The following is a 6,481-nucleotide window of genomic DNA, read 5'->3' as shown; positions in this document are numbered from 1 at the left end:
GTGGTTTTCCCAAAGCTATTGGTCCATGAACTAACTGTAGAACCCAGGAGGGTAAAAGCGACCTATACCATAGTAAAAAAGGATGGAGAAGAGATATCCAATCACCTGATCTATTCCTACAATGCACCTTATTTCGACCGGAAGAATGCCGAAGATGTAAACCTGGCATCCCTGATGGTGGCACAGGTTGCCTTGAATTATGGGCTGTTCTTTGAGGAAATTGTGTTCGATGGACTTTTCGATGAGGCAGACAGGCGTTTCTTGACCGATATGATGGAGAACACCTCCAGGGAGATCCTCGTGATGAAGTTCTACAGCAAGAACGAGTTCCTTTTACCTCCTTACGATAAACTGCCCCTGGAGAACCTGCCCAGGTACACGGCAGCATCCCTGATTTTCAAGGGAGATTCTTTCAAGGGCCTCCCCCTCCGCCGGAGGGCGAGAGAATCAAAGGAAGATGAATACGTCATCCTGAGCAGCGGGGGAAAAGACAGCTTGCTCACCTACGGTCTGATCAGGGAGATAGGGGTGCCTCACCCCGTTTTTATCAACGAATCCGGACGTCACTGGTTCACGGCCGTCAACGCATATGACTTTTACCAGGAGAACGAACCCAACACTGCAAAGCCCTGGTGCAACAGCGACCGTATCTTTAACTGGATGGTCAGGCAAATGCCCTTTATCAAAGAGAATTTTCAGAACATCAGGGCAGATATCTACCCCATCAGGCTCTGGACGGTGGCCGTATTCCTCTTTGGCACCCTGCCGGTAGCCCTCAGGCGCAATGCGGGTAATATTTTGATCGGCAATGAATACGACACTACGGTGAAGGGAAATCATCACGGGATATCCCATTACAACGGGCTTTACGACCAGAGCAAATATTTTGACAACGCCCTGACCCGGTTTTACGCCAAAAAAGGGTGGAATATCAGACAGTATTCTGTGCTAAGATCACTTTCAGAATTGCTCATCCTCAAGATCCTTGTAAAAAGGTATCCTGAACTTCAGGCGCACCAGGTATCCTGCCACGCCGCACATGAAAAGGACGGTAGGATGCTGCCCTGCGGTAACTGCGAGAAATGCAGGAGGATCATCGGAATGCTCAAGGCACTGGACGAAGACCCCCGTCGTTGCGGGTACACAGATGAACAGATCCGTAAGGGGCTTTTGGCTTTGGAGAAGCAAGGGGTGAAACAGCTGGGCAGTGACGCGGCTCATTTGTACTTCCTGCTGCACTCCAAAGGCCTGATCACGGACAATGAACACACCAGGAAGCTGGCCAGGGAACACCGGGAGATCGTCTCCTTGCGGTTCGACAGGGAGCGGAGTAGCCTGCAGGATATTCCCGTCCACATAAGGAAGCCCCTCCTGGAAATCTACCAAAAATATTCTGAAGACTGTGTACGCCTCCATGACCGGAAATGGCATACTTTTACACCCGATAAGGACTTCCTTAATCAGCCTTATTTTTTAATGAAGAGCGATGAGTACAAAACAACCTAAGCCCACTTTCATGTGGGAAGAAATGACCTGGCCTGAGCTTGAGGAGTACCTGAAGATCGTAGATACGGCCATCCTGCCCTGCGGGGCCATTGAGCAACACGGACCTCATTTACCCGTCGATATAGATTTTTTTGACGCCAAATACATGGCGGCTAAAGTGGCCGAGGCCTGCGAGGATCCCAAACCTCTGGTACTGCCTCCCATTCCTTTTGGCGTCTCCTACCACCACGAGGATTTCAAAGGCACGCTGAGTGTGACCAATGATGCTTTGTCCCGCTTTGTTTACGATCTAGGGATGAGCCTGGCCAAAAACGGGATCAAGAAAATCGTGATCCTGAACGGGCACGGGGACAATGCTCCGACCCTCCACTATGCGGCCCAGATGATCAACAGGGATGCCAAGATCTTTGTGTGTGTCGATACAGGGGAAACCAGCGATGTTGCTCTTTACAATCTTGTAGAGACACCCAACGACATTCACGCAGGAGAGCTCGAGACCAGTACCACCCTGGCCATTCGTCCTGAAGTGGTCCAAATGGACAAGGCCGTGAACCAAACTTTGCAGTTCGGGAGTAAGTATCTCGACTTTGACAGTGAGCACGGCGTGAACTGGTATGTCAGGACCAACAAGATCTCCGAGAGCGGGGTGATGGGGGATGCGACCAAGGCTACGGCCGAGAAAGGGAAAAAGATGTGGGAGCTCATGATCCACCATATGGTGAGTTTTGTGGAGTCTATCAAGAATTCTTCCCTGGACGACCTCTACCAAAAGCGTTACTGATGAAGATCACCCGGGTTGCTTATGAACGGTTGGATCTGGCTCTCTCCGTTCCCTATACCATTGCGTATGAAACCGTGTCCCATACGAGTAATTTTATTTTAAAGCTCGAAACGGACAGCCTTCTTGCCGGGTATGGCTGTGCAGCTCCCGACCTGGAAGTGACCGGTGAGACAGCAGAAAAGACACAAGAGGTGATTGAACAGACAGTCCTGCCATTTCTCAAAGGACATTCTCCTTTTACCTATACGAGAATCCTGGAAGAACTGAAATCACTTTGTCCCGATAGCCCATCCGTACTTTCTATGGTCGATATGGCTTTGCTCGACCTGGTCTCTAAAAAAGCCGGCGTCCCTTTGTATCAGTATCTGGGAGGCTTCCAGGACTCCATCGAAACCAGTATCACCATCGGCATTATGAGTATGAGGGATACGCTCTCCATGGCAAAGGAGTATACTAAGAGAGGCTTCAGAATCCTGAAGATCAAAGGGGGGATAGACCTGGAGGAGGACATTGGGAGGATGATCCGGTTGAGGGAGGAATTTCCCCATGCGATCCTGAGATTCGATGGAAATCAGGGATATAGTGTAAAAGATTCCATAGCCTTCGTACGGGCTACCCAGCATGTGGGGATTCAGATCTTCGAACAGCCTACAAAAACCAAGACAGATCACACTCTGGGAGAAGTGACCCATGCCGTGGGCATCCCGGTTATGGCGGATGAAAGCCTGAAAACCCTGGATGATGCCTTCAGACTTGCCCAGCACGACCTGATCGATATGGTCAACATCAAACTGATGAAGGTAGGAGGGATCCTGGAGGGGATGCACATCAATTCCGTGGCAAAATCGGCCGGGCTGGAGGCCATGGTCGGCTGTTTGGACGAATGTGCCCTGGGAATCTCAGCCGGACTTCATTTTGCGCTCTCCAGGCCCAACGTGCACTTCGCAGACCTGGATGGGCATCTCGACCTGGAGAATGATCCTTTCCGGGGGCTTTTTGAACTCAGAGAAGGAATCCTCTACCCTTCTGAGGAACCCGGGCTGGGCTACCGGGAATAGCTCCGGATGAGTATTACAGGAAATATGCCTTATTTTTGTACCACAAAACAAGCAGATCGTGATAGAAATTGAAAATATTGAATTGGCGTACCTCAGCATGGACGACTACCAGGAGCTGAAGGATGCCATGATTTCCGCTTATACTTCCATGCCCAATGCCTATTGGAGGGAACACCATATCGAGAAACTCATCGACCTTTTTCCGGAAGGACAGGTAGTGATCAAGATCAACGGAGAACTGGCCGGTTGCGCCCTCTCCCTGATTGTGGACTACAGTCAGTTCGATGTAAATCACACATACAAAGAGGTCACCGGGAACTATACCTTTAGTACCCATTCCACGGAAGGGGATATGCTCTACGGAATCGACGTATTTATAAAACCCGAATTCAGGGGGCTTCGCCTCGGGAGGAGACTGTATGACTACCGAAAGGACCTCAGCGAGCGACTGAACCTCAAGGGTGTGGCCTTCGGTGGCCGTATACCCAACTATTACAAATACGCGGATTCCCTCTCTCCCAAGGAGTATATCCAAAAGGTGAGGAGGAAAGAAATCTCGGATCCGGTCCTTAATTTTCAGATCTCCAACGATTTCCAACCGGCCAAGATCATCAAGGGATACCTCGAAGGGGATGAGGCCTCCAACGAGTTTGCGGTCTTGATGGAATGGAAGAATATCTACTACGAAAAGCCGACCAAAAAAGTGTCACCTCTGAAAAAGACTATCAGGCTGGGCCTGATCCAATGGCAGATGAGGCCGTACAAAGACCTGGACGACCTTTTGCAACAGGCCGAGTACTTCATTGACGCCGTCTCCGGCTATCGTTCTGATTTTGCCCTTTTTCCCGAATTTTTCAACGCCCCACTCATGGCGGAGAACAATCACCTTGGGGAATCCCAGGCGATCCGGGAGCTGGCCAAACATACGGAGGATATCGTCAGGAAATTTTCTGAGTTTTCTATTTCCTACAACATCAACATCATCACAGGCAGTATGCCTGAAATGAAAGACGGAAAGCTGGTCAATGCCGGCTATCTCTGCCGCAGGGACGGGAGTATGGAACGGTATGAAAAGATACACGTCACCCCTGACGAGGCCAAGGTATGGGGGATGCAGGGGGGCAAGGACCTCAAAACCTTTGATACCGACTGCGGCAAGATCGGGGTGCTGATCTGTTACGACTCAGAATTCCCGGAGTTGAGCAGGCTGCTGGCCGATGAAGGTATGGATATCCTGTTTATTCCTTTCCTCACCGATACACAGAACGGGTTTTCCAGGGTTCGGCACTGCGCACAGGCCCGGGCCATCGAAAATGAATGTTATGTGGCCATTGCCGGAAGTGTGGGGAACCTGCCCAACGTGCACAACATGGATATTCAGTTTGCCCAATCCATGGTCTTCACCCCCTGCGACTTTTCCTTCCCTACCAATGGGATCAAGGCGGAAGCTACGCCCAATACCGAGATGATCCTCATCGCTGATGTGGATATCGATCTGCTACGGGAACTCAACCAGTTCGGGGCTGTTCGTAATTTGAGGGACAGGAGGAAAGATATCTTTGACCTGCGCAGGACGCCAAAGGGATAACTGATTTAACCCTCCAGGGTTTTGATTTCGTCGTTCAGCTCTTCCAGGGAGGTCTTGGCGTCCCCAAAGAGCATTCGGGTCTTGTGGTGGAAGAAGAGTTGGTTCTGTATCCCGGCATAACCCGGATTCATGCTCCGCTTCAGCACGACTACATTTTTGGCCTCCCATACGTTGATAACGGGCATTCCGTATACGGGGCTTGACGGGTCGTCATAAGCCGCCGGATTGACCACGTCGTTGGCACCAATGACGATCACCATGTCCGTATTGGCCATAGCTTCATTCGCATCTTCCATGTCGAGTAGTTTGGGATAGGGCACGTCTGCCTCAGCCAGGAGTACGTTCATATGTCCGGGCATACGGCCCGCAACCGGATGTATGGCGTAGGTGACGTCTACCCCATTGGCGGAGAGGAGGTTGTCCATGCGTTTGACAACTTTCTGAGCCTGGGCCACGGCGAGCCCGTACCCGGGAACCACCATGACCGTGTTCGAGTAGTAAAGCTGGACGGCCAGGTCGGCACAGGTGATCTCCTTAGCCACCTGTTTGTCTCCCTTTTCCTTATTCTTCGTGTGATTCTCCCCAAAACCGCCGACCAGTACATTGGTAAGGGAGCGGTTCATGGCCTTGCACATCACAACGGTGAGGATGATCCCTGCTGAACCCACCAGAATTCCACCTACCATCATGATATTGTTCTCGTAAATGAGACCGGCTGCCGCGGCAGACAACCCGGTAAATGCGTTCAAGAGAGAGATCACCACAGGCATATCAGCACCGCCGATGGGGGCGACAAAAGACAGGCCGTACAACAGGGATACGGCCAGGAGCGTTGAGATCCAGACCAGCCCGGGCTGGGTTCCTGATAAAAACACAAAGGTGGCAAGTCCGAGCAGGAAGGCCAGGATCACCGCGTTGATGAGGTTGTGCCTGGGTAGAGTGACCTTGCGGTCATCCACCAATCCCTGTAATTTGCCGTAGGCCAGCATACTTCCGGTGAAGGCTACCGCCCCGATGAGCAGGGTGAGCAGTAGTATCAGTAACTGGGCCTGTGAAGCCGTGATCCTTCCAAGGGAAACATGGGAGAGTTCAGTGTAGGCCAGCACCACGGCGCAGGCACCGCCAAGGCCATTGAATACAGAGACCATTTGAGGCATGGCGGTCATCTCGATCTTGATGGCGCTGATGTACCCTATGATGCCGCCCAGGGTCATGGCGCCCATGATCCAGGCATAATTATTATCGGCTCCGTCGATTGGCAGGAAAAGCGTTGCCAGGATGGCCACGGACATCCCGATGGTGGCAAGGAGGTTTCCTTTACGCGCGGTGGCCGGAGTGCTCATCTGTTTCAGCCCGATAGCAAAAGCAATGGCGCCGAGAAGGTAGGAGATATTAACGGTAGTGATGAGCATCTACTTCTTCTTTTTATTGAACATCTTAAGCATACGGTTCGTGACGGCAAACCCTCCTACGACATTGATCGTCCCCAGGACCACCCCCAGGGCGCCCAGGCTCAGGGTAAGGTAATCGGACGGATCTGCATTGCGT

6 protein-coding genes are annotated in these 6,481 nt (G+C 51.6%); 4 read left to right on the top strand and 2 right to left on the bottom strand.

The genetic code is table 11. From position 1 onward, the window contains the following. The 4 genes from ABYP73_RS10650 to ABYP73_RS10635 form a co-directional block, all read left to right on the top strand. The coding region (locus ABYP73_RS10650) for a hypothetical protein (protein WP_372974305.1) at nt 1-1,506 on the top strand (1,506 nt) is incomplete at its 5' end. Continuing rightward, complete coding sequence (locus tag ABYP73_RS10645) at nt 1,487-2,287, top strand: creatininase family protein (protein WP_372944727.1); 801 nt, start codon at nt 1,487-1,489, stop codon at nt 2,285-2,287. The genes ABYP73_RS10650 and ABYP73_RS10645, both read left to right, overlap by 20 nt. Further along, nucleotides 2,287-3,345 (top strand): mandelate racemase/muconate lactonizing enzyme family protein, encoded by a 1,059-nt coding sequence (locus ABYP73_RS10640; protein ID WP_372944726.1) that lies wholly within the window; start codon nt 2,287-2,289, stop codon nt 3,343-3,345. The genes ABYP73_RS10645 and ABYP73_RS10640 overlap by 1 nt, the downstream gene beginning before the upstream one ends. 55 nt (nt 3,346-3,400) lie before the next feature. Then, entirely contained in the window at nt 3,401-4,933 is a 1,533-nt protein-coding gene (locus tag ABYP73_RS10635) for a GNAT family N-acetyltransferase (protein WP_372974307.1), read from the top strand. A gap of 5 nt (nt 4,934-4,938) precedes the next feature. Here ABYP73_RS10635 and ABYP73_RS10630 read toward each other — a convergent pair whose 3' ends face one another. Both ABYP73_RS10630 and ABYP73_RS10625 read right to left on the bottom strand, forming a co-directional pair. Further along, nucleotides 4,939-6,345 (bottom strand): NAD(P)(+) transhydrogenase (Re/Si-specific) subunit beta, encoded by a 1,407-nt coding sequence (locus tag ABYP73_RS10630; RefSeq protein ID WP_372974304.1) that lies wholly within the window; start codon nt 6,343-6,345, stop codon nt 4,939-4,941. Continuing rightward, complete coding sequence (locus tag ABYP73_RS10625) at nt 6,346-6,444, bottom strand: proton-translocating transhydrogenase family protein (protein ID WP_372974306.1); 99 nt, start codon at nt 6,442-6,444, stop codon at nt 6,346-6,348. It abuts the gene before it with no gap. Nucleotides 6,445-6,481 lie beyond the last annotated feature (37 nt).

It is taken from the genome of Muriicola sp., assembly GCF_041567615.1.
Taxonomy (GTDB): Bacteria; Bacteroidota; Bacteroidia; order Flavobacteriales; family Flavobacteriaceae; genus Muriicola.
The sequence above is the reverse complement of the archived record's forward strand: the minus strand, read 5'-3'. Positions and strand labels throughout refer to the sequence as shown.